The 25,128-nt window shown below is 49.3% G+C and carries 23 protein-coding genes; 3 read left to right on the plus strand and 20 right to left on the minus strand.

Translation table 11 applies throughout. From position 1 onward, the window contains the following. Positions 1-126 precede the first annotated feature (126 nt). A complete protein-coding gene (gene menD, locus QEH59_RS07095) occupies positions 127-1,899 on the minus strand; it encodes a 2-succinyl-5-enolpyruvyl-6-hydroxy-3-cyclohexene-1-carboxylic-acid synthase (protein ID WP_308984670.1) in 1,773 nt (590 codons plus the stop codon). 207 nt (positions 1,900-2,106) lie between these two features. On the opposite strand from menD, the gene QEH59_RS07100 reads away from it, so the two are divergent. Then, entirely contained in the window at positions 2,107-4,281 is a 2,175-nt protein-coding gene (locus QEH59_RS07100; protein ID WP_308984671.1) for a PAS domain-containing hybrid sensor histidine kinase/response regulator, read from the plus strand. A gap of 62 nt (positions 4,282-4,343) precedes the next feature. Here the strand turns inward: QEH59_RS07100 and QEH59_RS07105 are convergent, their stop codons facing one another. From QEH59_RS07105 to QEH59_RS18975, 19 genes are all read right to left on the minus strand, one after another. Continuing rightward, positions 4,344-5,009, minus strand: a complete 666-nt coding sequence (locus QEH59_RS07105) for a c-type cytochrome (protein ID WP_308984672.1) — start codon at positions 5,007-5,009, stop codon at positions 4,344-4,346. A 50-nt stretch (positions 5,010-5,059) separates the two neighbouring features. Next, positions 5,060-5,737, minus strand: coding sequence for a cbb3-type cytochrome c oxidase subunit II (locus QEH59_RS07110; protein WP_308984673.1), 678 nt, complete (start codon positions 5,735-5,737; stop codon positions 5,060-5,062). After that, positions 5,737-7,215: a cbb3-type cytochrome c oxidase subunit I gene (locus QEH59_RS07115; RefSeq protein ID WP_308984674.1), complete on the minus strand. Its 1,479-nt coding sequence runs from the start codon at positions 7,213-7,215 to the stop codon at positions 5,737-5,739. The genes QEH59_RS07110 and QEH59_RS07115 overlap by 1 nt, the downstream gene beginning before the upstream one ends. Before the next feature lie 100 nt (positions 7,216-7,315). After that, a complete protein-coding gene (gene ccoS / locus QEH59_RS07120; protein ID WP_308984675.1) occupies positions 7,316-7,525 on the minus strand; it encodes a cbb3-type cytochrome oxidase assembly protein CcoS in 210 nt (69 codons plus the stop codon). Positions 7,526-7,534: 9 nt separating this feature from the next. Further along, complete coding sequence (locus tag QEH59_RS07125; protein WP_308984676.1) at positions 7,535-7,822, minus strand: hypothetical protein; 288 nt, start codon at positions 7,820-7,822, stop codon at positions 7,535-7,537. Between the two features lie 5 nt (positions 7,823-7,827). Continuing rightward, positions 7,828-9,099: a hypothetical protein gene (locus QEH59_RS07130; protein ID WP_308984677.1), complete on the minus strand. Its 1,272-nt coding sequence runs from the start codon at positions 9,097-9,099 to the stop codon at positions 7,828-7,830. 4 nt (positions 9,100-9,103) lie between these two features. Beyond that, positions 9,104-9,757, minus strand: a complete 654-nt coding sequence (locus QEH59_RS07135) for a c-type cytochrome (RefSeq protein WP_308984678.1) — start codon at positions 9,755-9,757, stop codon at positions 9,104-9,106. Positions 9,758-9,766: 9 nt separating this feature from the next. Then, entirely contained in the window at positions 9,767-10,297 is a 531-nt protein-coding gene (locus QEH59_RS07140) for a DUF3341 domain-containing protein (protein ID WP_308984679.1), read from the minus strand. Continuing rightward, positions 10,297-11,796 carry an NrfD/PsrC family molybdoenzyme membrane anchor subunit gene (nrfD, locus tag QEH59_RS07145; protein ID WP_308984680.1) on the minus strand — a complete coding sequence of 500 codons (1,500 nt, stop codon included), beginning with the start codon at positions 11,794-11,796 and terminating at the stop codon, positions 10,297-10,299. The genes QEH59_RS07140 and nrfD overlap by 1 nt, the downstream gene beginning before the upstream one ends. 26 nt (positions 11,797-11,822) lie before the next feature. Beyond that, positions 11,823-15,212, minus strand: a complete 3,390-nt coding sequence (locus tag QEH59_RS07150) for a TAT-variant-translocated molybdopterin oxidoreductase (RefSeq protein WP_308984681.1) — start codon at positions 15,210-15,212, stop codon at positions 11,823-11,825. A 17-nt stretch (positions 15,213-15,229) separates the two neighbouring features. Then, the gene (locus QEH59_RS07155) at positions 15,230-15,883 is read right to left on the minus strand and encodes a cytochrome c3 family protein (protein ID WP_308984682.1); all 654 of its coding nucleotides are present in this window, start codon (positions 15,881-15,883) and stop codon (positions 15,230-15,232) included. 51 nt (positions 15,884-15,934) lie between these two features. After that, positions 15,935-16,162 (minus strand): hypothetical protein, encoded by a 228-nt coding sequence (locus tag QEH59_RS07160; RefSeq protein ID WP_308984683.1) that lies wholly within the window; start codon positions 16,160-16,162, stop codon positions 15,935-15,937. Positions 16,163-16,456: 294 nt separating this feature from the next. Next, positions 16,457-18,454, minus strand: a complete 1,998-nt coding sequence (locus tag QEH59_RS07165) for a heavy metal translocating P-type ATPase (protein ID WP_308984684.1) — start codon at positions 18,452-18,454, stop codon at positions 16,457-16,459. Positions 18,455-18,572: 118 nt separating this feature from the next. After that, complete coding sequence (locus tag QEH59_RS07170; protein ID WP_308984685.1) at positions 18,573-19,631, minus strand: succinylglutamate desuccinylase/aspartoacylase family protein; 1,059 nt, start codon at positions 19,629-19,631, stop codon at positions 18,573-18,575. After that, positions 19,632-20,825, minus strand: coding sequence for a RimK family alpha-L-glutamate ligase (locus QEH59_RS07175; RefSeq protein WP_308984686.1), 1,194 nt, complete (start codon positions 20,823-20,825; stop codon positions 19,632-19,634). A 94-nt stretch (positions 20,826-20,919) separates the two neighbouring features. Then, entirely contained in the window at positions 20,920-21,378 is a 459-nt protein-coding gene (locus QEH59_RS07180) for an ATP-dependent zinc protease family protein (RefSeq protein ID WP_308984687.1), read from the minus strand. 98 nt (positions 21,379-21,476) lie between these two features. Next, the gene (locus QEH59_RS07185) at positions 21,477-22,580 is read right to left on the minus strand and encodes a M20/M25/M40 family metallo-hydrolase (RefSeq protein WP_308984688.1); all 1,104 of its coding nucleotides are present in this window, start codon (positions 22,578-22,580) and stop codon (positions 21,477-21,479) included. Positions 22,581-22,730: 150 nt separating this feature from the next. After that, positions 22,731-23,069 (minus strand): P-II family nitrogen regulator, encoded by a 339-nt coding sequence (locus QEH59_RS07190; RefSeq protein ID WP_308984689.1) that lies wholly within the window; start codon positions 23,067-23,069, stop codon positions 22,731-22,733. Between the two features lie 102 nt (positions 23,070-23,171). Next, the gene (locus tag QEH59_RS18975; protein ID WP_425609236.1) at positions 23,172-23,372 is read right to left on the minus strand and encodes a hypothetical protein; all 201 of its coding nucleotides are present in this window, start codon (positions 23,370-23,372) and stop codon (positions 23,172-23,174) included. Between the two features lie 222 nt (positions 23,373-23,594). On the opposite strand from QEH59_RS18975, the gene leuB reads away from it, so the two are divergent. Both leuB and QEH59_RS07200 read left to right on the plus strand, forming a co-directional pair. Then, positions 23,595-24,695, plus strand: coding sequence for a 3-isopropylmalate dehydrogenase (gene leuB / locus QEH59_RS07195; protein ID WP_308984690.1), 1,101 nt, complete (start codon positions 23,595-23,597; stop codon positions 24,693-24,695). A gap of 45 nt (positions 24,696-24,740) precedes the next feature. Further along, positions 24,741-25,127, plus strand: coding sequence for a GxxExxY protein (locus tag QEH59_RS07200; protein WP_308984691.1), 387 nt, complete (start codon positions 24,741-24,743; stop codon positions 25,125-25,127). The last annotated feature ends 1 nt before the right edge of the window (position 25,128 follow it).

The raw sequence follows: 25,128 nt of genomic DNA on the forward strand, positions 1-25,128 counted from the left end.
GAGTTCCAGCAACTCTTGAGGTCTAAATACATATTCAGGATTTTCGGACAAATCATTCATTTCTTCCAGTCCATGTGACCAATAGTTTCATAGACTTGATCGTCAGAGAAAATACATTTATATTACTTAAGATACCTCTACTGGAATGGCCAGTAATTCGAGTAATTTATGACGATCTGCTTTTCGATCACTTTGTAGCTCCAATACACGTATCCCTGACACAAAAGCTGAACTCAGTGCATCAGTAAAATGAGCCCAATCGATAATTCTCTCGTAGCGCACCCCATAAGCAGCACACAACTGAGCAAAATCAACGTTCTGTGGAGTCGCAAAGTATGACTCAAACGCTGCGTCCATTTGAGCAACTGGTAAATGCTCAAAAATACCACCACCATTGTTATTAACAAGCACAACTGTGAGCCCTCCCCTCAGTTGGCTGGCAGCCATCAGACCATTAGTATCGTGTAGAAAAGCCAGGTCCCCTGTTAACAAAACAGCAGATTCGCCTGCATGCGCTACCCCCAGAGCTGTGCTCAAAGTACCATCGATACCATTCGCTCCTCGATTACAAAACACAGCGCAGCCCCGGTCCCCTGCCATCCAAAAATATTCTGCGTAGCGTACACTCATACTGCTCGCCAAAAAGACATTTGTTTTAAATGGTAAATAACGGGAAAGCAACCAAGCAACTTTTCCCTCGAAAAGACTATCAAGGGCAGTCATCTTCTCATCGAGCGCCCGTGAAGTTTTCAGCTCCAGGCTCGACCACTGTTTTGCCCATGTAGGATCACTGCGTTGATCTTGTAACTGTTCAGCCAGCAGATGTGTTTCCCCATAAAGTGGCGTAGCCCTCCGATGCAAAGGATCTGTATTGATCGGTCGTGATGTCAGTAAAAAGGATGCCGTATCAAGTGAACCCAGCCATGCCCGTAACACTTTGCTAGTGGGTAAGCTACCAATCTGGAGTATCGCAGAAGGTCGTAACGATTCTTCATCCGACAAGTGTCTCAAAAAAGTATCGTAACGTGTAATGAGCGCTGAGTTTTGGCTCGCGTGGTTACGTAAAGGATTCAGCACATCTGCTAAAACTGGCCAGCCTAATTTAGCAGAAATCATGGCCACCGCATCTGCAAACGCCTCATCACTACAGCGAGGATTTTCTGCTCCGACAATAATGAGGCCACGACTGTGACTGCTTAAACGCTCAATAGCGACCAGATCGATGCCCCCGCCCGTTAAAACGGCCTCGCAAGGACGCGTCGATACAGTCGCGGCTTCTGCCAGAGTCGCCGCATCCACAACAGGCGGTCCTGCTTCCAAAGATGGAGCCAGAGGGTCGCGAAAGGGAACATTCAGGTGTACCGGTCCAGCATTGGCACCTAAAGAAATACTCACAGCATGCACCAAAGTCTGTCGCAAATAAGCGAGCATTGCCGGCGTAGATTCCGGCAAGGCCAATTCAGAGAAATGACGCACATGATTACCGTAAAGCTTCAATTGATCAATGCTTTGACCAGAGCTACAATCACGCAGCTCAGGCGGTCGATCCGCAGTAAGCAATAAGAGTGGAGTGCCACTCATTGACGCCTCCAAAACCGCTGGCCAATAATTCACTGCTGCCGATCCAGAAGTACATACCAAAGCAACAGGTCGCCGCGATCGTTTCGCCAAGCCTAAGGCATAAAAAGCTGCCGAACGTTCATCAAGTACCGTGAGCGCTTCTATTCGCGCATTACGAGCAGCAGCAATTGTCAAAGGAGTGGAGCGCGACCCCGGCGATGTCACGATCGTCTGAACTCCCAAACGAGCTAGGACTTCGACCGTCAGTGCCCCCCAGGCAGAATTCACATTAGAGCGAGCGATGACATCAAATGGTTCAGTTTCAGGCAACAACATCATAACATATTTTCTTCATAAACTTCAGATGTCACCTTAAAAGCGCCATCGCTGCGATAGGGATTTGACGTTGCCATCGCTCAGTAACTGCCTAACTTACAGATAATAAACTAAGGGGAGCAGTTTGGAAACAATCAGACAATTCGTAGATCTTCATGGTGAAAATGCACTCCTATTTCAGTGTCTGCCCCGACACGTCCAATCACACGCATGAATTTCACATCTAGACGTTATCTACTAGTCCCATTAAGTGCGATTTGTCTCGTTAATGTTTTTTTGGTTCTAGCAGACACCCTCTACCCTGAACATACTCTTAAGCATCACCTACTAAGTACATTCATCCAGCTCTCTGCTGTTAGCTTTCCATTCATTTTTGTGGCAGTCTATCTGTCCAACAAGCGCCTACATAAAGAACTGGACGCTTTAAATGCAACGATCGCACAGAGCAAAAATGAAGAGTATCTGCGCAATCAAAGTATCATCGAAGGTACAGAAGCAGGCACATGGGATTGGAACCTTCAAACGGGTGAATTAGTATTAAATGAACGCTGGGCCGGTATTATAGGGTACACCCTCGAAGAACTCAAACCCATTGGAATTTCAACCTGGGAGACTACAGTACACCCAGACGACTTACAGGCATCTGAAGCGATGCGCATCAAACATATTCGCGGGGAAGCTCAATACTACGACACACAATTTAGGCAGCGCCATAAAAATGGTGAATGGCGTTGGATCAATGCACGCGGCAAGGTGCTCGAATGGACAGAGAACGGCGAAGCACTCAGAATGAGTGGGACCCACATGGACATCACAGTGCAAAAGAAGGCAGAAATCGCACTCAACGAATCGCAACGCATGTTGCGTCATGTGCTCGACACCATTCCAGCCCGTGTCTTTTGGAAAGATCGACACAGTCTGTTCTTAGGCTGCAATCAATTACTCGCTGAAGATCTAGGACAGGAAACTCCAAACGACCTAATCGGGAAGAGCGACTATGACTTCTTTGAAACAACTGAAGCCACACGCTTTCGCGAAGATGATCGCGAAGTCATGCTTACGGGCATCGGAAAAATCGCCTACGAAGAACCGCTCGAGCCTCCAGGCGGTTCCCCCAGCTGGCTACTCACCTCTAAAGTACCTCTACGCGATCAACACGGTGACATCATCGGCATCTTAGGCACCTATGAAGACATCACCCAGCGCAAACAGACAGAGATTGAGTTAGTACAAGCTAAGGATGAAGCCGAGGCCGCGAGTAAGGCTAAAAGTGAGTTTCTAGCGGTCATGAGCCATGAAATGCGCACACCACTCAATCCGATATTGGGTTTTGCTGATATCTTATTGGAAACCTGCCATTCCGAACCAGAAAGAAGCTATCTAAAAACGATCATTAATTCTGCTCACCGACAACTGGCATTGATTGACGACATCCTGCACTATATGCGGATTATTAGTGATCGCATCGAGCCTAAGTTAGAAACATTTCAACTCGTAGAATTCTGCGAAACACTTGTTAAAGAACTCCAACCCAGCGCACGCCACTTGGAGCTTCGATTTGCAATCGATCCGCCTGACAGTATTGATAGACATGTAACAGTTGAAATCGACATACAAATGCTGCGCCGCGTATTAGAGAATCTCTTAAATAACTCTATTAAATACACAAAGCATGGCCACATCATCTTGAGGTTATCTATCCACTCAGCGCCAATTCCGATCTTTAGACTCGCCGTCGAAGACACAGGTATAGGTATTACAGAATCTCAGCAAAAAAAGCTCTTTGATCCCTTTAGTCAGGCTGACACTTCATATTCACGTAAACACGAAGGCATTGGTTTGGGCTTAGCCATTTGCGATAAGCTCATCCGGCTACTGAATGGAAACATTCACGTGAAAAGCAGCATCGGTGCAGGTTCTACCTTTACTGTGAGTTTACCGATGAAAATCATCCCCTCAGTTTCGGGTAAGGCACCGCCAGCGGAAATCGTGTCCAAAAGTAAAAATCAGTTCACTCAGCCCACAAGAATATTGGTGGTGGATGATCAGAACGACAATCGACTCGTCGCCCAAGCCCTCATTCAATCCTACAAGGGCGAAGCGATCACAGCAACCAATGGTCAAGAAGCGATCACACTCTGCCAGCAGGAAAGATTTGACTTGGTACTAATGGATTTATCCATGCCTGTGATGGGAGGTATTGAAGCCTGCGAATGGATACGTGCCCACACAGGCCCCAATCAGACAGCCCCAATCGTAGCGGTTACCGCAAACGTTAGTCACACAGTGGAAGAAGCATGTTACAACGCTGGAATGAATGCATACATCAGTAAACCAATCCATGCACAACAACTCTTTCAAACACTGAACGAGCAGCTTAAATGAGTTTAGATCCCGGATGATTCTACCACTTAAAGAACATTCAGAACTTCGCCTGCGTTTTCTTCTTATTCACCTTCCACAGCTGGCTCAGCTGTGGGCACAGGCCCGAGCCCTTCTTTGACATCAACTGCAGTCCATGGAGTTGAACGAGCACTGTAGCTTGCGGTATAATCAGCTATCATTTGCACCGAGACTTCAGAAGCATCATTCCCCCAGGATTGACGAATAAAGGTGATCACACCTGCGAGGTCTTTTTCACTAAGCGCAAGTCCTGAGGGGCCAAATGCAGGCATATTACCATTATAGGTATTACCAGCCACTTCGATCTTACCATTCAAACCGTTGATCAAAATACGTGAGACAACTTCTGGATGTCCAGTCACCCAGCTCGAGCCAGCCAAAGGAGGATAGACACCTGGTACTCCAGTGCCCTCGGCTTGGTGACAGGCCACACATTGATTACGGAAGACCTTTGCCCCGCGATCAAAAAGAGAAATTTCAACCGGCTTGGGAGCGCTCGCATTCGGATCGAAATCAGGTGAAAACGCATTTGCCTGAAAGTCCCCCGAGTATTCGACTAAGTAGACGCCTCCCCAAAAGCAGAGTGCTGCGAAGACAAACATTAGAAAAATAGGAACCGGAGAGAAACCTTCGTGCGGCTCTTCTTTCTCACGCAAGAGCTGCGCATGCACATCTTGCATGTGCTCATCCTGCATAGCAGCTTTCTCCATAGACTCACGACTGTTAGAGTTGGAAGCGGAATTTTGTGGGTGCTCGCTCATTATTCGATGATCGGTGCCTCAGGGAGACTATAATTGATTTTGAGGCTCAATAGGTATTCAACCAGCGCTTTCGCACGACGTGTTGGAATGACTTCATAACCAGCATCGGGTGCAAATTCAGAATCTGGTGGGAACTTAAGTGCATCCGATGAAGGAGCACCATCGACCTCGCGCAGCTCATACAAAAATGCAAAGGGAGGCATAGTTGAGCCTTCAGAAGTAATTTGTGGATTATATAGGTGAAGATGGTGCCAATCACGTCCGCCTTGTTGAAAAATGCGTCCGCCGACATTCGCCAAATCCGGTCCGGCACGCATAGTGCCCAAAAGAACACGATCTTGAGTGATATAATCACGTGCCACAGTTTGGCGTGGCCCCCAGCCACGGTCGATATCAGCACCGAAATCAGCACGACGAATCTGCTGCGTATGGCAATAGATACACCCCATTGATATATAGACATCTTTGCCTTGCTGCTCAATGCCACCTGGCATCGCAGGATACAGGGTTTCTCCTTCCGGCATAACCATGACTGTTGGATCATTGTCTGAAGGCACGAGTGTTTCAGTCGTCCGAGTCAGACTACCGAGTTGAATATGACTACTTAGAATTAGCCCGGTAAAAGAAAAGGCCAACGCAAAGAAGATACCGCAAAAAAGTAGTGGTAAGTTTTTCATTAAACAATGCCTCCCTTCTGCGTATCATCCAGAAGTGTCGGACCTTGCTTAGCGCGCACCGCACCAGCAGCAAACAACATCCAAGCAACATTGGTAGCAAAAGCAATATGGCCAATTGTGAGCATGACGCCGGATATCGAACGTGCTTTCAGCCAGGGAATCGTATTTTTAACGGTATCAAGAAAAGCAATTTCCGCATTATTCATTTCAAGACCTTGAATCCAGCCCCCGGTTTGTAAGGCAATCACCATTACGGTAATACCAAGAGCACAAGCCCAAAAGTGAATTTTAATCAACATGGCGGAAGGCCATTCACGCTTGAGCATACGTGGCAGCATATAATACACACCGCCAAACATAATCATTGTAAAGAATGCATAGACACCATGGTGAGAGTGCCCGACCGTAAAGTGTGTAAAGTGTGTCACTTCATTCACAGAGCGAAGTGCCATGGCCGAACCAGTCAAACTGACCAAAGTGTAGGAGATAGCTCCGAAGACAATAAAGCGTAAGGTGGGGCTACGCCAGACCTCCTTATGTAAGCCGACCACCGACATGTGATGATTAATACCCACCACAATCACGGGAATTACCATCATAACCGATGCCACAATACCTGCCGAAATAAGCCAGACAGGAATAGGTCCGCCAATCAAGTGGTGCACCCCTGCCCAATTGTAGAATATAGCCAGCGCCCAAAAACCAAGTACTGAAAGGTAATAGGAATAAATCGGACGCCCCAAAACCTTAGGTATTAAATAGTAAGCTGTTCCAAGAGCCATCGGCGTCAACCAAAGCCCTAGTACGTTGTGTGCAAACCACCAATTAGTCACCGACTGTACCACACCTCGTGCGGGAAACCAAATAATCATGATCTGTGCGATCACATAAAGCCATGGAAACCAAAAAAGTGCCGCTAAGATATACCACTGCGAAACATACACGTGATCCCCCTTACGGAAGCGAAAGGCCAAGATCCCCCAGACTCCAATCAGCGCATAGGAAATGGCAAGCAATGGAGTCGCGTAATGCGGAATTTCCAACCACTCAACGGAGGTAATATCCCCCTTAAGAATACCGAAAATACCGACGGTCAGACCAATATTCCAAAAGATGCCCGCAATCAGCAGCATCCCCTTGTGATGGATAGGCGCCCGGCACAAACGGGCCATAATCCAGAGCCCTACAGCGAAAATGACATTATTTCCCCACCCCAGTGCCATCGCATTCAAGTGTGCAGAACGCACACGGCCAAAGGTCAGGAATTCGAAGGCACTGGCAAAGTCAGGCTCGTGTGCTTTAAAGGCAGCCAGCAATGCAAAGACAGTGCCAATCATCAGCCATGAGATAGCCGAGATAACAAAAAATAGCGAGGCCGAGCGAATCGAAGCATCGATCTCGCTGAGCTCTGCCCGTACAGCTTCACTATTTGAAGAATACGGGCTTTCGCTTGAAGAATTAGACTGAGACACGCTCATGTGAGAATTAAAAATTAAAAGTTAGAAACTAGGAATGGTAATTAAAGAGATCGAATGATTAAGCCGAATTAGCAAACATCCTAATTCGATAAATAAATTCCTAATTGTTCTTGTTCTTTTGCTTACTAGGAAAGGAATCGGAAATTTCTCCTTCCGGCTCCTCATCGGTGAATATGGTTTTGGCTTGTGCGTCGAAATTACGAAGTTGCCCCTTTTTAGCGCTCCAATAGAGCGCGCTCACAGCAATGATAAAGAAGATAACTCCAAGAGTGATCAGTGGAAGCAGCTCGGTGTAGTTATCGACATCCATACCAGTGGATTATTTAGATTGATAAGCTGAAACGGTCAATTTCATTGCTTCAGCAATTGGAATGCGAGCCGTACCAGCTTGGGCGTTAATCACCTCATAGCCATTCAGCTTTTGCAAGCCCGCTGCCCGTGCTTCATCCGCCTTAGCCTGACGATCCAAACTCACCTGTGTATTTACAGGCTCTGGACGATTCGGCAAATAGGCCACAAACAAAATGAGAACGAAAATCAGGATTGCTCCCAGACTTCCGAGAAAGGAAAGCAATGTATTGCCCTTAGATACTTTAGTTGCAGACATCGTGATTACTCGGTGTAGTTAAGTGATGTAAGAATGTTCGGGTCACGAACAGGAATCGGCTCTGCCTTTTTCATACTGCGGCACATCGCAAAGATGCAGATGCCACCGATACCGATGAGTGCAGCAATATCGTAAGGAGAGATAGAGAACTGGCGCACCAAATAACCCGGGCCATGATCCGGAGTCACCATCTTGCCTGGAACAATATTCCAGTAGAGATCGAGAACATGGAATGCTAGAATCCAACATGCGACAAGCACTGTGCGCCAGACAACGACCTTGGTTTTATACCAAAGCAAGCATAAGAAAGGCGTCAGGAAGTGCCCAAAGATCAAGCCCATGCTCACCCACCACCAGCTATTGCGCGTGCCGTCAAAGTTCATTTCACGAATGTTATACCAGAAGGTTTCTTCAGGAATATTCGCACTATAGATCAGAAAATACTGCGAGAAACTGATATAGGTCCAGAAAATGGTAAAGGTCAGCATCAAGCAACCGAGATCATAACGGTGCGCTTGCTTTAGAATCCCCTTGAGATATCCCTTTGCAGCTAAAATGACACAGAGGATTAACAATGCGCTGATCGCTGCGCGCATGCTGGCCGCAAAGAACCACACACCATACATTGTTGAGAACCAGTGGTATTCGAGTGATTTGAACCAGTCGATGGCACCAAGTGTCATCGCGATCGACGTCAAGAAGAGGCCGAGCGATGAGAGACGGCGTGCATTGTGCAGATTATTGACATCGCCCGTGGTATCCGTATTGAAAGACCAACGGCGCAATAATCCGGATACTAAAATAAAGACACCGAAGATACCGACGGCACGAATCGCGAAGAACGGGATATTCAAGAATGGCGACTTCCACTGATACAGCGGATCTTCGCCAACAGTGCCATGTCCAGGCAAGGCATTATGTCCATCCATCCATTTCCAGAGCAAACCTGGGTTTTCGTGCAAAAATGGTATAGCCAATAGAGGTAAGAACAGGACCAATAAATAAGGGAATGCCGCCATCCCGTGCTCACACTGACGGCGTATGATCGTGGGCCAGCGAGCATGAAAGACATACCAAATTTGTGTCAAAAAGAGCATGCCAATGGCGATTGAAAGCCAAAAGCCGATGCCGATGAGCCAGCTCATGATAGGACGCACGTCGCCGTTGTCCCACCCCTGCTTGAAACCGAAGAGTGCAATAACAATGCCGACAATGCCGACAACTAGAGCAATCAGCCCTACGTTATTACCTTTGGAGTTAGTTGTATCCGAACTCATATTATTAAAATCCCAACTCTGTGCGTTGTACGGCTGTCAACTCCTCGGCATTCGCATTCTGCGAAAGCTGTAGAGCGCGAACGTAGAGGACGATAGCCCAGCGTTCTTCCGGTGTGATGCGATCATTAAAAGGAAGCATTAGCCCCTTACCATTCGTGATGACATCGAAAATATATCCATCTTCTGCCTCACGTAAGCGGTCGTCGTGATAATTTGCGGCAAGCACACCGTAGGGCTTAGTGACTCCGTTACCATCGCCAGCAGCTCCGTGGCAGGCCGAACAGAAGATATCATATTTCTCCTGTCCCTGTTGAATGAGTTCGTAGCTGACCTCCAGAGGAATTGTTTCAACCCATGAACCATCAGCATTCTTACCTTGATTGAACACTGCATCGCCCAGGCGTGTATCTTCAAAATCCGAAGAGAATACTTCAACGTGATTGAAGTAGTCACCGCGAGCAACAGTGCCTGCAGGCACTGGACGATCATTACGACCATCGGCAAAAAATTCATTTTCTGCCTGTGGTTTATAACGTGCCTGGCGATCCATATCAGGAAAGACCTCCAGTGGTGGCTTTGTGCTGACCGAGCCGCGGAAACCGAGAATCGATACCGCTGCGATGATCGCAAAAACATAAATGGCTAAGAAAATACGCATGATGATGTCCTAGGCTGAGACCTCCTCAATATCGGTTCCACCAATCTCCTCAAGAAACCGGCGTGTTGCGACGGGATCGTACTGACCATCGCGAGCTTCAATTGCGATGACGAGACGGTCGCCGGAGACTTCTAGAAATTTGTCGCTATTAAAAAGTGAGTTATAATGCTGCGGTAGCAGGTTAGTGATAAACATACCGCCCAAAGTTCCGAATGCGGAGAGCAAGATTGTCAGCTCATACATAATTGGAAATGGAAAGACGGGACTAAAGAATGGCTGTCCACCTACAATAAGTGGATAGTTAAAGGCATTCATAAACCAAACAATAGAAAGGCCTAAAGAGAAGCCACTGACACCTCCGCAAAAGGTAAACACAGGCACTTTAGAGCGCGGCTGTCCTTGTGCGGCAGGCATACCATGAACCGGGAACGATGAATACGTGTCCCATTTTTTATAACCGGCATCCCGCACCTTTTCTGCCGCATGGAAGAAAGCTGGTGTATTGGGAAAGCTCGCGATGATTCCGTATGATTCAGACATTAGTGATGGTCTCCTTTCTCGTCGCCGTGGTGACCATGTGGGTCCGCCGCAGGCATCACGAATTTAACTTCCGCAATCGGCATGAGTGGGAGGAAGCGTAGGAAAAGAAGGAAAAGGACGCTGAAGAGGCCAAAAGTGCCAAAGAAAGTCAGGATATCGACCATTGTTGGCGAGTAGTAACCCCAGCTAGAAGGCAGGAAGTCATTGGCCAGCGATGTAACGGTAATTACGAAACGTTCGAACCACATACCAACGTTAATGAAGATCGACATGACCCAAACCAAAGCCCAGTTTTGACGCACCTTCTTGAACCAAAACAACTGTGGCGTAAATACGTTGCAGCTAAACATCATCACGTAGGCCCACCAGTATTGACCGAAGGCACGATTGATAAATGCGAAGCTCTCATAAGGGTTGGCTCCATACCAAGCGATGAAGAACTCCATAATATAGGCATAACCAACGATTGAACCAGTGCCCAAACAGATCTTACACATGTTGTCAATGTGACGCTGTGTGATCAAATCGTGCATGCCATAAAGTGCACGCAGAGGGAGCATCAAGGTCAGCACCATGCCGAAACCAGAGAAAATCGCGCCAGCTACGAAGTAAGGCGGAAAGATGGTCGTATGCCAACCTGGCAAAACCGCTAGGGCAAAGTCGAAGGAAACGATTGTGTGCACAGAAAGCACCAGTGGTGTGGAAATACCTGCAAGGATCAAGTAAGCCATTTCGTAATTGCGCCAGTGATTACCAGCGTTACGCCACCCCATAGCAAAGATTGCATAGAAATTCTTACGGAAAATATCCATGCCCTTAGCCAGCGCCCCGGCACCTTCGTAGGCATTCTTTTTGAGCCGTTGTACTGCACGGTCACGCAGCACGCTCAAGTCAGGGATCATCCCCATATACCAGAAGAGCACAGAGACGGTGCCGTATGTGGAGACCGCAAACACGTCCCACTCCAGTGGTGAGCGGAACTGAGGCCAGATACCATTTGAATTAGGAATCGGAAACAACCACCAAGCAAACCAAACGCGTCCCACGTGGAAGAGTGGGAAAATACCCGCACAAACCACAGCGAAAATAGTCATCGCTTCCGCAGCTCGATTAATCGAGGTCCGCCAGCCTTGTTTCAACAAACACAGCACCGCCGAGATCAGCGTTCCGGCGTGGCCGATACCGATCCAGAAAACGAAATTAACAATCGCCCAGCCCCAGTTAATCGGATTGGCCAAGCCCCAGACTCCGACACCGGAGCTGACGAGCCAAAGCAAGCCGAGGCCGGTGAAGGACGCAGTCATGAGCGCGACCGCCATGCAAATCCACCACCATGTGGGGGTCTTTGTTTCGACGATGCGGCAAATCTTGTCAGTTACCCAGTTGAAGTCACGGTTGTTCGTGACAAGGGGCTGTTCTTGGAGTTCGGCAGGCTGCACTTTGGCCAACAAAGCGGCCTGTGTAGCATCCATTGAACTATCTTGAGTAGTCGTAGCCATTTGAATCGGTTCGCAAGTGTTAGAAATTAGTGAGCAGCTGGAGCGGCTTCATGTTTGTGTGAGGAGTGATCGTCGGCACCATGTGAATTATGTGCGTCACCATGTGAATCATGTGCAGCACCATGCGCATCGTGACTGCCGTGGCCATAACGTTCGTCGTATTGAGCGTAAGCATAAGGCTTTTTATAAGCATCCGGCATCTTTGGATTCGGATTACGTAAACGCGCCAAATAGGTGGTGCGTGGGCGTGCATTAAGATAACCAAGAACCGAGTAATTACGATCACTCGCCTTCATCTTAGAGACCTCCGAATTCGCATCCGATATGTCACCAAAAGTAATGGCATCAGTCGGGCAGACTTGTTGGCAAGCGGTCTTGATGGTGCCGTCAGCGACATTGACATTTCCACTGGCACCAGCGATACGCTTTTGATCAATCTTAGCAGCCTCAATACGCTGAGTACAGAAAGTGCACTTCTCCATGACACCACGCATACGCACAGTGACATTTGGATTCTTTTGCATTTTTTGCAGTTCAGGCTCATCGACTGGACCGAGTGGTCCCTTGTAAACTTCGCCGATCTGACGCTTGTTCCAATCAAAGAAGTTAAAACGACGCACTTTATAAGGGCAGTTATTCGCGCAGTAGCGAGTACCTACACAGCGATTATAGGCCATCGTGTTCAGGCCTTGCGTATCATGCACCGTAGCATTGACGGGGCAAACCTGCTCACACGGAGCATTTTCACAGTGCTGACACATTACGCTCATAAAAGAGACCTGCACATCTTCGGGCACCTCGGTTTGATCATATTTCTCTGCTGAGAAATAACGATCGATACGCATCCAATGCATTTCACGGCCACGAAGCACCTGATCCTTGCCGACAATGGGAATGTTATTCTCACTTTGGCAGGCAACAACACAGGCGGTGCAGCCAGTGCAACTATTCAGATCAATCGCCATCCCCCACTGCTGAATATTCGGATAGGCCTTACGTGCTTCTTCACCCTGCCAGACTTTAACATTCGGCGCAGGCTCTGCAAAACTGGGGTGCTCATAAGCAGAATTCCCCCGAAATTGTGCAGTGGACTTCTCTTGTAGCGATTTGTCTGCATCCTTGCCGTAATTGGCAGGCGCATGCGACTCGACGCCCATTTTGTTGGCAAATTCTGGATTCTTTTTATAATAGTCAGCGTTGCCCTCGCGAATAATAGCGCGACCTTCCATTGACCAGTGTTCTTGCGTATTCGCCAACGGCAAGACTTCCGAAGTAAGTTGCAAAGCAGCTCCCGTAGCAACTCCGAGTGCATCCGAAGAACGCACAGCGTAGGCATTAAAACCAACACCAGCACCGACGCGGCCCACCACTTCACGACCTAAGCCGAGTGGCAAAACGACCGTGTAGTTGGCCATCCCCGGCACGACGTGAATCGGCCCCTTAACCATGCGGCCATTCAGTGTGAGCTCAGCAACGACCGCTTGCTCTTTGCCACGCTTGAATTCGGCCTTATTGCTTTGCAGCATTCCCTTTGCGCCCTCAAAGAACTCACTGTCCTTATTCATGGGCTTCTTGCTTGGGAAAATTTGAATTCCATCCTTCTCTTCCAACTCCTTGGCAAGGCGTGGACTGATCAAAATCGCATTGTCCCAAGTTAACTTGGTCATTGGATCCGGACATTCCATCATCCAGCCATTGTTGGCGTAACGACCGTCGCCCGCATGTGAACTAGCAGCGAAGCGAACGTCCAACTTCGAAGCATTGAGTTCAGGCGCTTCGAGATCCGCAGCAAGTACAGCCGAAGTGAGATCCGCATTGCCAGTCTTGACAGCCGTAAAAGCAGAACCATCGAGCACACCATCACTGAGAAATTTATTAAAGTCACGACCACCCTGTAGCTTAAATGTGGCTTGCACGATGGAATACGGATCCGTCGTCGATGCACCCACAAGACGCGCCAAGACTTCCAACTCATTAAAGGTCGGAAATAATGGCTCAATCATCGGCTGCACAGGCACGAAGGTGCCATCAAAAGTGCGACCATCTCCCCAACTTTCTAGATAGTGGGATGCAGCGATCACCAAGTTGGCTGCCTTCGCAGTCTCATTCTTTTCGCTACCAAAATAAATGCTTTCTGTCGCCTTCGTTTGGGCCGCAGCCCAATCAAGATCAACGGGTGCACTATAAACAGGATTTCCACCAAGAATGATCAAGGTCTGAACATCGCCCTGACTCAAACGCGTAACCGCATCAGTGATGCCAGCTTCTGGCTCGGCCACAGATACATATTTAACAGGAGCCGCCAGCTTTTCATTAATCGCAATCACGATCGCATGCACTGATTGTGATAAATGCTCCCCTGCCACAACGATCGCATGACCTTTATTGGCCGCCAAGTCAGAGGCACACTCTTCGATCCACTTCGCATCAACATGAAGTGAAGTCGCAGCTTTTTTAGCACTCGCAGGAAGGCGCACACCCAAGGCATCAGCCACCTGAGCAATAAAAGCGCCCATTTGGCTACTGCTCAAACGTAAACGGTGATCAGCCATCGAACCGGTCGATGTTAAAGAACTTTCGACCGCATAAAGGCGGCTCATTTTGGTCGCATCCTTCGAATTCTTTACCTTGCGCGTTTTGACAAAGTCGCGAGCCAAACCGATGGACGCATCGGCATTTAATAGGAAATCTGCATCCAATGATAGCACACGCTTAGCTTTGCTAAACTCCGGGATCGAGCGCAGTGTTTGACCGAACACTGCCTGAGCAGCCTGCTCCGAAGTACTTTGATCAATGGCAGTATACTCAGTCCAAGTCGCCTGAGGAAAAGTTTTCTTGATCTGTGCAACCAATGCGGCACGGCTGGGTGATGTACTTGGTTCAGCTAAAAATACCAAGCCCTTTCCTGCGTCAGCCGTATGCACTTGATGAATCGCAGCGAGACGGTCACGCACAGCACTTTCACTCAAACTGCTCTTGGTGGCACGATCCGGATCGTAAAGATCCAGTATGCTGGCTTGAGTGTAGACAGAAGTCGCGCCTCCATAAGGTTGGTAACTAGGGTTACCTTCGACCTTGGTAGGACGTCCGGCCTGAGTCTCCACGATCACAGGCACATTATCACGTGCGCCCGGTTGCGAAGAAGTATAATAAACCGGCACACCGGGAATCAAATTCTCCGGTTGCTTGGAATAGGGCAGTATCGTCTGCTCAGGACGACGGCAACCGGCCATGCCCAGGCCAGCCAGACCGAAGGACGCGGCCATAACCTTCATAAATTGACGGCGATTGACACCTTCCATTTCGGAGGCACCGGCAGGGAACTCGCGCTCCACCCATTCCGTGAAGGCGGGTGTTTCTGCGAGATCATCTAGGCTCTTCCAATAGCGAGGACCTGAAAATTCAGAGTGATTCATAGCTCAAATAAAATCGATTAACGGTGGCAGCCAGAGCAGCTTTGCGGCGGATTGACCTTCCAGTCGTGAACGAAGCCAACAGCTTCCTGTTTAAAGTCTTCAGTATCAGGGCGCTCCCAATCCAGATTATAGACTTCCTCAGTTGGGCGAATGGACTCCTCCGGATTACGGTGACAATCCAAACAAAATGTCATGCTGAATGACTTTTCATGCTGCACGATTTCCATCTCATCCACACGCCCATGACATTCCACACAGCTAATGCCACGATTTACGTGTACCGAGTGATTAAAGTAAACATAATCTGGCGTTTTATGCACGCGCACCCATGGAATGGGCTCACCCGACTCATAACTCTCCTTAACCGGAGCTAACATGGGATCGTCCTTACGCACCATGCTGTGGCAGGTCATACACACATTACTAGCTGGAACATTGGAGTGCTCGGAACGGTCCACATATGTGTGACAGTAGCGACAGTCAATTTCCAGTTGGCCAGCATGCAAGGCATGGCTAAAAGCGACCGGTTGCACAGGGGCATAGCCCACACGTGTGTATTTAGGTGTTGCGTAATACGTCACGCCTAACACGACCGCCGTCTTGATCAGGATAATTGCAACAATTACTTTAATCGGGATCGTGTTGACCCACTTTGGAAATACATTCGCCATTGCTTTTAAGTAGTAAAATTCGGTGAAGCTAGCCGCTTACATAAAACAGGACTAGGCCTTACGCGCTACAGCTCCCTTAGCTGTACGAACCCGCGCCATCGCACTCGACTGAGGCAAACCAGCAGATTCAGTTGTTGCGCCCTTTGAGGCTGTTTTCATTCGATTGCTGCGATCACCGCCACTGAAGCGGGCAATCGACGCAACAGCCCAAGCCCCGGCAATTGCCAAGCCTGTGCGTTTGAGAAAATCTTTTCGGTTAGTGGTAGGTTCGCTGTCCATGCGTCGTAAAAAAGGACTGTTAAAAGTGCCGCTAATTGGCATGGCAACCGTTTTTTACAAGAGATGATAAAACAATGGAACATAATTCGCCCAACGCTGTAGCGACTGAGTATCAGTCTCAATAATAAACCCCCATAAATAGCCGCCAGCCCGCATAAACTAGGCATTCTTGAAATTCATCAGACCTAAAACATGAGCAAACTAATGAGATTCGCGAAAGGAACATTTGGAGCAAAATAAGTGAACTGCATACCTCCGATAAGTTACCCTGTTGACAGAAAGTTTCACTGCCAGCTAGACAGCATATTTCCTCAAAGCACGAGTCGTTACCCAAAAGCTGGAAACCAGCATAATCAATGCTGCCGCAACAGGATGTAACAGGCCACCTGCTGCCAAGATAATCCCAACGAGATTATAAGCCACCGCATAGATCAAATTCCCTCGTAAGCGCCGATGAATATCGCGTGCGATCCGAATCGCCTGCGGAATAATCTCAAGCTGATCTCCAGTCAGCTGCGCCATTGCCACGGATCGAGCAAGCCCAGTGCCCGAGTGCATCGCAATCGAGCCCTCGGCCTGCGCCATGGCAACGGCATCATTGATACCATCACCAACGAACAATGGATACTGCCCCGATTGCTTGGCCTCACCAACACACTTCTCCTTATCTGCAGAACTCAGACCCGATTGAATCACCACAGAATCCGGCAATAACAGCTCCGGCAATGGATCGCCCGTTAAAACCTGCGCGCTGATTTGCAGGTCCTGTAATTGCTGCCAGAGCTGCTTCACCCCGTCACGGATCTGTTCCTGTAATACAAAGCAAGCCACGACCTGCTCGCCAACGTAAACAAACACCCGACGCCCCCCGGTCTCGTGCAACTGACCCACAACCGCCTCAATGCACGCATCAGACTTTGCCAGATTAGCCTCCCCCACACGGATCGCCAGAGGTGATGGCGTCCAATCAAGTTCAAAAGCAATCCCCTGCCCCGCCAACGTACGTAAGCCTGCAGTCTTCACAGCTACCTTAGAACTTTGCGCATCAAGATAATTCACTAAAGCCCGCGCCACAGGATGCTTCAAACTTGACTCAACCTCCAGCACTGATGCTAGCAAGCGTTCTTTTTCAATCGGTAAATTCGGGGCTAACCACAGTTCAGCCACTCGCAAGGTCGATTCACTCAGAGTTCCAGTTTTATCAAAGAAAATCCTCTGAGTGCGAGCGAGCGCATCAATAAATGCACCGTCGCGACTAACCAGACCTAATTGCGCCAATCGAAAGAGCCCTTGGGAAATTGCCACTGGAGTGGCCAAACCTAATGCACAGGGGCATGCCACCAACAGCACTGTCATGCTGTTAAGGATTGCATCCATCCACAATCCCATACAGCTCCATACAATTGCGGTCGCCAAACTCACACCCACCACCACAGGTAAAAATACTCGAATCAAATCATTAGCCTGGGTCTGTAAATCCGACGGTCGCCCATCCGCCGCTTCCACCGCCTGCAAGATCCCATCCAACTCACGGACCCCCTTGCCGCGCGCGACAAGCACTTCGAAGCTACTATCTACCGCCCAAGTCCCAGCACGCACCCGATCACCGACACGCCGCACCACTGGCAAGGGCTCACCCGTCAATGCCGTTTCTTGCACATACCCCACACCACTGCAAATAATACCATCAAGGGTAAACGCCGCCCCGGGGACCACACGCACACGAGCTCCTGGCGCAACCTGCGCGACCGGCCGCAGCTCCCAACCGCCTTCTTCCAACTGAACAAGCGCCTCATCAAAGCGCTCGCGCAATCGCGCACTCTCCAATCTCAATTGAGAGTGCGAACGCTCGCCTAACATTCGGCCAAAGGTATAAATCGCAATGACGATCGCTACGATCTCATAATACACCGAACCTCGCCCCGAAATCGAGCCCACAACAGAGCCCACAAAGGCTCCTAACAAACTCACCGTAAAGAGCCCTTCGATCGAAAGATGTCGTCGACGTATCATGCCAAATGTAGATACGAACAGCGGCCCCCCAAGAAAGGCCATCACCACTAGCGCGGAAAAGATTAAGCCCCCATGCAAAATCCAATATGCAACTGATGCATAAGGAGGCGGCGTCATATTCAAAGCCAAAGAAAACACCATTCCCTGCCCCGCAAACACACCTGCAATCGCAATCCGCAACCAAGCGCGAGAGAGCTTCAGATCCAGATCGTCACAATCATCTTCACGACGACAAACAATCGTAGGTTTCGATGATGTGGACTCTGGATTCAATGACATAGCGTACACTCACCCCATGTGTGAGAAGCTCAAGTCGCAAGGCGAAAAAGCGATAAAGCCATTGCTAAAGTCACTGATCTATCAATACGTGAAAACCAGCACAGCTACGAATCCCAAGCTAAGCGTCGACCACATCCATGCTGGTTGCGAGGTCGGTTTGAGCTTGAGCATGAGGATCTGCCTTAGCCTTCTCCAATTTAGTACGATACCGCTTCAATTGCTGTGCAGTTAAGGTAGCAATATTACAAATCGGCTCACCTGGCTTTACCGCTGGCATGGTAGCCATGCCCAAAACGATGCCATTATTAGGCGAAATTAATACGTTTTGCTCTACCCCCATAATACTATAGGTCGTTGCCACAGCTTGATCAGCTTCAACGAAATCACCGGGACTGACATGAAATTTCAAAATGCCTCCCACGGTCGCTCGCACCCACTGCATCTTGCGCACCTTTGCCAAGAATGGTGGTCGTATCTGCGGCTCTTCGATCATCCCCAAACTCGAAAGCACATTACGTATACCTTGAGTCCCAATTTGCAAAACACTGGGCTCCACCTTACAGGGCTCTCCAGCTTCTAAAATAATAGTCGGACACCCACGACGTGTGGACTCGCGTCGAAAAGACCCCAACGGGCCCTTACCATCCACCACCATAACGCAGCCAAAAGCCTCCGCCAATCGTCGCGCATCCGTATTCGTCAAATCGGCCCGTATATTTGGAAAGTTTGTGCGTTGTGACGCAGCAGTGTGTAAGTCGATTCCGTAATCACACTTATCCACAAGCTCAGTCATTAAAGTGTTGGCAATGCGACCAGCTAAGCTCCCTTTTTTCGAACCGGGAAAAGATCGATTCAAATCACGCCGATCGGGCAGGTAACGTTCATGCGTCTCAAAGCCAAACACATTCACAACAGGAGCCAGGACCAAAGTTCCACATGTCAAATCAACGGTTTCACCGAAAAGAAAATCATGGATGATGCCCGTACCGTTAACCTCATCGCCATGAATCGCAGCTGTGATAAAAATAGTCGGGCCGTTTTTTTTTGCCCGCATCACACGCAACGGAATGCAAATTTTATCTCCCGTATAGGTTTCTGAGATTTCGAGGCGAACATCCTTGGACTCTCCCAATCGAATACGATCACCCGCGATCGAAAATACTTTAGAACGCGGCATCTAAGCCCCCTCTCCTTCCGCAGGTATCTTCTTCAACTTACGACGTTTTTTCTTAGCCAAACGCTCAGGCAGAAAAGTGCTCAGCGCAATCTGACTGCCATAGCAAAGCAGACTATCCCCTTCCATGATCTCACGTTCTTTACGCGGATTGGCAATCTGCTCACCACCACGTGTCAAACGCAGCACCACGATATCACGCTCGCGTAAACCACTCGACTCAATCGTTTGTCCCACAATCGGCGCATTAGGAGCCACGTTAAATTCGGTCACGGTATATCCCTTCGTCAGTGACAGACGTTCACGGATATTGAAATTACCAAATTTTATCTGTTCTTCGGTGAACTGAATAATCTCCCCCGCGATGTCGAGCCCTGTCGCGCCTTCGATTCCTTCCAAGCCCGGCGAGGAATTCACTTCCATAATCACGGGACCATCCTTACCTTCCAACATATCCACCCCCGCGACCTTTAGATTAAGGATCTGCGCCGCACGCACTGCTGTGCGCTCGTAGGCCTCGTCGAGTTTTACAATTTCAGTCTTACCGCCACGGTGGACATTACTGCGAAACTCCTGCCCCACGGCTGTGCGCCGCATCGCTCCCACAACCCGGTCTCCCACCACAAAGGCTCGTATGTCACGCCCCTTCGATTCGGAAACAAATTTCTGAACCAACACATTTTGTTGCACGCTGGAAAGGGTCTCAATGATAGCTTCAGCCACCTTGTTGGACTCGGCCAAAATCACCCCGACCCCCTGTGTCCCGGAAAGTAATTTAATCACCACCGGAGCCCCCCCCATCTCCTGAATCGCCTGCAAGATATCTCTTTGATTTCTAACAAAAGCGGTTTCAGCAATCCCGATATCATGACGACTGAGCGCCTGCATCGAGGAAAGTTTATCACGTGAAGCAAGAATAGAATCAGCTGTATTCAAGCAGAAGGTACCCATTTGCTCAAATTGCCGCACCACAGCCGTACCATAAAAAGTGACCGAAGTACCAATACGTGGAATAATCGCATCATAGTGGCTAATCGGCTTACCCGCATACGTGACATCCGGCTCGCCCTGCCGCAAGTAGAGGCCAAATTTAAGCGTATCAAAAATACGCACTTTGTGCCCACGCGCAAGTGCGGCTTCACGCAGACGCTTCGTGCTATAGAGCTTGGGCCCACGAGAGAGGATTGCGATATTCATAATATAGATGGCTAGCAACGACTGTCCCATAACGCCGGCATTGTATCGAATGCTGAAATCTAGCAGCGAAGGACAACCGCTAAGTATTTAAATGTTAAGTCGACTCGTCCAAATCACGGACTTTTCTGCGTGGACGTGTGACGTGTTTTTGGGAAGAATCGACTAGAAAATCACCTTCCAGTGCTTTTCTTCCCAAAAGTATGCGGCAGACCATGCTTTCACGCGAAACAAGACTGAACTCGACCTCTTTCTGCCGACCGTGAATCACTACATTAGTACGCACAAAGTAGCGCTCATGCTCCTCTCCATTACTCGAACGAACATGTGTCTGATGGTCAATAGGCGCAACCACTGTCTTGGTGCGCGAACGGTCTTTACGATCTAAAACGATATCAAACTGCAGCTGATTATCAGGCAGCTCAACGACTCTGCATACATCGAGCGCTGAACGCCTCGCACCTGTATCACTTTTGGCGATGATAGACTCGATCCCCCAATCAGGCAGATCAACTGTCTCCTTCCAGCCAATAATTTTAAGTTTCTTTGCGCTCATAACAGATTTTCGCGTTACAGCAGGCCGCTTCACCTCCCAACAGAGATTTGGTCTGAACTCGTCGGGCGCCACTAGTGGCGCCCAAACCTAAAGAACAACTACCAAATGCCACGTTCACCTTTATTCAGCGATTTAGCGACAGCTACCAGCAGTTGCACCGTATGTTCTATATCCTCGAGATCCACCATTTCGCTGGGAGTGTGCATATAACGCAGCGGAATCGAAAGCAAACCAGTAGCGATTCCAGACTGTGCCACCTGAATCGCACGCGCATCAGTGCCAGTCGGGCGTGGATCTGCTTCCACTTGATATGGGATCTTATTCTTCTCCGCAGCACCTATGATGATATCAAATATAATAGGATTAATATTAGGACCGCGGCAAACGATGGGGCCGCCACCTTGCTTAAAACTACCATACTTACGATGATCGCAATCAGGCGAATCCGTCGCGTGCCCCACGTCCACTGCAATTGCAAAATCCGGGTTTTCGGAAAATGCTGCAGTCATGGCACCACGGGTGCCAATTTCCTCCTGAGTAGTGGCGGCCGCAGTCACACGTGCCGCCAACTTCTCCTTGGTCAGACGTCGCACAGCTTCCATCACTGCATAGGCACCCGCCTTATCATCGAAGGCGCGGGCCACACCAACGCTTCCACGAATCAACTCAAAACTCTGATCATAGACTGCGGTGTCGCCAATACCGACCACTTTCTCTGCCTCTGCACGCGAGTTGACCGCAATATCAATCCAAATTTCATGCGTTTCTGGCACTTTCTTACGATCCTCTGGGCTCATCAAGTGGATGGCCCGCTTGCCTGTAACCCCCTTAACAATACCATTCTTAGTCAAAATAGATACCCGACGCCCGGAAATCATCGATTTGTCATGACCTCCAAGAGTGTCGAAATATAGAAATCCTTCATCATTAATATATGTAATGATCAGCCCCAGTTCATCAATGTGTCCGGCAAACAGTAGCTTAGGGTCCCCATCCGGATTTACTGTAGCAAAGCGATTGCCCATGGTGTCGCGGCGGTAAGTAGCGACTTCGTTTTCGACATATCGATCGAGCACCGCTTGTGCTTCGTATTCCGCCCCCGTGGGAGAGCGAGCATTTAAGAGATCAACCAAGAATTCAGGAGCTTCGTAAGCTTTACTGTTCTTGGAGACGGATTTCTTAGCTGTTTTCTTTTTAGGCATGCCACTACTCTTACGCATCATGTTCGGATAGCAAAATCATTTAGCATAAAAAAGGCGGCCTCACATAAGAGTCCTCCCTAATAATGCCGCAGTAATACACTGCGCGCACTGGAAGGTACAATGAGCTTAAATGCTCAAATATATCTATAGCTACAGCGCTTCCCCGTCCGTTTCTTCAGTGCGAATGCGAATTGCACTCTCTACCGGAATCACGAAAACCTTGCCGTCACCAATTTTTCCAGTCTTGGCAGTCTTCACAATGGCTGCAACTGCTGGTTCCACAACATCGTCTTCGACGACAGTTTCAATCAGGGTCTTAGGCAAAAAATCGACGGTGTACTCACTGCCACGGTAGATTTCAGTATGTCCTTTTTGTCGGCCAAACCCTTTAACCTCACTTACGGTCAAACCAGTCACACCGACCTCCGCCAAGGCTTCCTTTACATCCTCGAGTTTGAAGGGCTTTACGATTGCTTTAATGAGTTTCATATTACTTTCCTTTGTTTAAATTGAGTGTTTACTATTATTCGAATTGATAAGCGGTCTCGCCATCCTCTGATTGATCAAGACCAGTATGGTCAACTTCTACAGTCACACGCAAGCCTGTGGTAAACTTACAGAACAGCACAATGATAAAAAAGTAGCAACTGCAGACCAAAGTATAACGACAGCGAGTGCAGTAAACTGAATCTCCAGCTGCGGCAGCATCTCAAATTCGCCGAAACCACCCAAAGCTGTCGTACCAAAGACCACCACCAAACTGGTGCCCAGAATACCACCGACGCGATGCACCGCGAAAACATCCAACGATCAGCCCAGCTGTGATGGTGGCAAGGCGATCATCCCTTGATTGATCGCACGCGATACTCACGCAACAGCAAGAGGTGTGCGCCTGAGCATTCCGAACAAAAGGGGCCACAACATCCTGATCTGGCGGCGAAGATAGGGCAAATCTGCGAAAAGTCTTGAAGCACAACAGCGCTCGGACAAATTACTCCGCTTTTTCCAAATCTTATGAAAACACTGAAATTTGCAGTTCTCCCCGGTGATGGTATCGGCCCTGAAGTCATGGAAGTCGCACTCGACGTCCTCAAAAACGCGGGCGAAAAGTTCGGCTTTGCGCTGGATTATGAGCATGCCGACATCGGTGGTATCGCCATCGACAACCATGGCGTCGCCTTCCCCGACAGCACCAAGACTGTGTGCGAGAACTCCGAAGCGATCTTGTTCGGTTCGGTCGGTGGCCCCAAGTGGGAAAGCTTGCCGCCCAAGGAGCAACCCGAGCGCGCGGCCCTGCTGCCGATTCGTAAGGCCTTCTCTCTCTACGCCAACGTGCGTCCCGGCCTACTCTACCCACAACTGACCGATGCCTCTCCACTGAAAAAAGAGCGCATCCCCAACGGCATCGACATCGTCTGCATTCGTGAATTGACCGGCGGCATCTATTTCGGTCAGCCCAAGTCCACCACTACTTTAGAAAACGGCGAAGAGCAAGCGATCGACACCATGGTTTACAAGACCAGCGAGATCGAGCGCATCGCTCAAGTCGCGATCGACACCGCCAAAGCCCGCGGCGGCAGCGTCTGCTCGGTGGACAAAGCCAACGTGTTGGAAACCTCCGTGCTGTGGCGCAAGGTGGTGACTGAATATTTCGCCAAGCACGCACCAGAGATCAAGCTCAGCCACATGTATGTCGACAACGCCGCGATGCAACTTGCGCGCGACCCGAATCAGTTCGACGTGCTCTTCACCGAAAACATGTTCGGCGACATCCTCTCCGATGAGATGGGTGTAATTTGTGGTTCCCTCGGCATGCTCGCATCCGCCAGCCTCGGCGCGGAGCAGAACAGCCTCGGCTTCCCCTTCGGACTCTACGAGCCCTCCGGCGGCACCGCACCCGACATCGCCGGTCAAGGCATCGCCAACCCCTGCGCGCAGATCCTCTCCGCAGCACTGATGCTACGCTACAGCTTCGGCGAAAACGAAGCCGCCGCCGCGATCGAAGCCGCAGTCGAGAAAGCCGTCACCGGCGGCATCCGCACCGGCGATATCGCCTTCGGTTTGGAATCCGTCGGCACGAAGGAAATGGGCGCAGCCGTATTAGCTAACCTGTAAAAGAAGCCCGCGCGCGACACTAATTTTAACCGCAGATGCACGCCGATGAACGCAGATAATCAGGATTTCCTCAACAAAGAGGAAACTCATGCGATCATCGGTTGTGCCTTTGAGGTGCTCAATGAGATCGGTCACGGATTACACGAAAAGATCTACGAAAACTCACTGGTTGTTGAGTTTGGGCTCAGAAATATCCCGTTAAATCAACAGCCAGAACACAAGGTCAGCTACAAGACGGTCTCTGTAGGCAAATATATACCAGACCTGATCGTCTATGACAAGATCGTCGTCGACACGAAGACCATTGAAAAAATCACCGAGCATGAGCGTGGCCAAATGCTCAATTATCTAAAAATCACAGGGCTCAAAGTGGGGCTCATCATCAACTTCAAGCACGCCAAACTAGAATGGCTACGTGTAGCTAGAAAATAAT

Source organism: Thalassobacterium sedimentorum (assembly GCF_031127905.1).
GTDB classification, from domain to species: domain Bacteria; phylum Verrucomicrobiota; class Verrucomicrobiia; order Opitutales; family Coraliomargaritaceae; genus Thalassobacterium; species Thalassobacterium sedimentorum.